At 71.8% G+C, this 1,509-nt stretch carries 1 protein-coding gene; it reads left to right on the top strand.

The genetic code is table 11. The features are described 5' to 3' along the window. The first annotated feature begins 99 nt into the window (after positions 1–99). Positions 100–1,377: a thymidine phosphorylase gene (locus ACFXA3_RS42410; protein ID WP_385196858.1), complete on the top strand. Its 1,278-nt coding sequence runs from the start codon at positions 100–102 to the stop codon at positions 1,375–1,377. The last annotated feature ends 132 nt before the right edge of the window (positions 1,378–1,509 follow it).

Below are 1,509 nucleotides of genomic sequence, written 5' to 3'. Positions count from 1 at the left end.
GGTGAGAGAGAGACTCGCACTGTGTGACGCCGGCCGAGTCTCACTTCTCCGGACCCCTCTCCTCACACCCCTCTCTATGCGCGTAGAAGGAAGCACCACATGGACGTCATCTCCGTCATCCGTACGAAGCGGGACCGCGGCGAGCTGAGCCCCGAGCAGATCGACTGGGTCATCGACGCGTACACGCGCGGTGTCGTCGCCGACGAGCAGATGTCGGCGCTGGCGATGGCCATCCTGCTGAACGGCATGAACCGGGCCGAGATCAAGCGCTGGACCGCCGCGATGATCGCGTCGGGCGAGCGGATGAACTTCGACTCCCTTTCCCGTCCGACCGCCGACAAGCACTCCACGGGCGGCGTCGGCGACAAGATCACCCTCCCGCTGGCCCCGCTCGTCGCCGCCTGCGGTGCCGCCGTACCGCAGCTGTCGGGCCGCGGCCTCGGCCACACCGGCGGCACCCTGGACAAGCTGGAGTCCATCCCCGGCTGGCGCGCGCTGCTCTCCAACGAGGAGATGCTGCACGTCCTGGACACCACCGGCGCGGTCATCTGCGCGGCCGGCGACGGCCTGGCCCCCGCCGACAAGAAGCTGTACGCCCTGCGCGACGTGACGGGCACGGTCGAGGCCATCCCGCTGATCGCCTCCTCGATCATGTCGAAGAAGATCGCCGAGGGCACGGGCTCGCTCGTCCTCGACGTGAAGGTCGGCACCGGCGCGTTCATGAAGAACATCGAGGACGCGCGCGAGCTCGCCTCCACGATGGTCGCCCTCGGCACCGACAGCGGCGTCAAGACGATCGCCCTGCTCACCGACATGTCCACCCCGCTCGGCCTGACCGCCGGCAACGCCCTGGAGATCCGCGAGTCCGTCGAGGTCCTCGCCGGCGGCGGCCCCTCCGACGTCGTCGAGCTGACCATCGCGCTGGCCAAGGAGATGCTGGACGCGGCGGGCATCAAGGACGCCGACCCGGCCAAGGCCCTGGCCGACGGCTCCGCCATGGACGTCTGGCGCCGGATGATCGCGGCCCAGGGCGGCGACCCGGACGCGGCGCTGCCCGTCGCCCGCGAACAGCACGTGGTCACCGCCCCCGAGTCCGGCGTCCTGACCCGCCTGGACGCCTACGGCGTGGGCGTCGGCGCCTGGCGCCTGGGCGCCGGCCGCGCGCGCAAGGAGGACCCGGTGCAGGCGGGCGCGGGCATCGAGCTCCACGCCAAGCCGGGCGACGCCGTGGTGGCCGGGCAGCCGCTGATGACGCTGCACACGGACACCCCGGAGAAGTTCGACTACGCGCTGGCCTCCCTGGAGGGCACCTACGACATCGCCCCGGCCGGCACGGCGTTCACCGCCACGCCGATCGTCCTGGACCGCATCGCCTAGGACCGCATCGCCTGGGACCGCATCGCCTGGGACCACCCGCCGAGCCCTTCCCCGCCTCCCCGCCGCCCACGGCACGGGAGGCGGGGGACGGCAACGCCGTGTCGGGCGGGCACCCAAGAAATACCCACCGCG

It is taken from the genome of Streptomyces sp. NPDC059456 (assembly GCF_042750055.1).
Classification (GTDB): Bacteria; Actinomycetota; Actinomycetes; order Streptomycetales; family Streptomycetaceae; genus Streptomyces.
Note: the sequence above shows the minus strand (reverse complement) of the source record. Positions and strands in the feature narration are given on the sequence as shown.

What these genes read in the sequence shown, in the direction of transcription:
- ACFXA3_RS42410 (WP_385196858.1), top strand. Translation starts at nt 100, where the DNA reads ATGGACGTCATCTCCGTCATCCGTACGAAGCGGGACCGCGGCGAGCTG.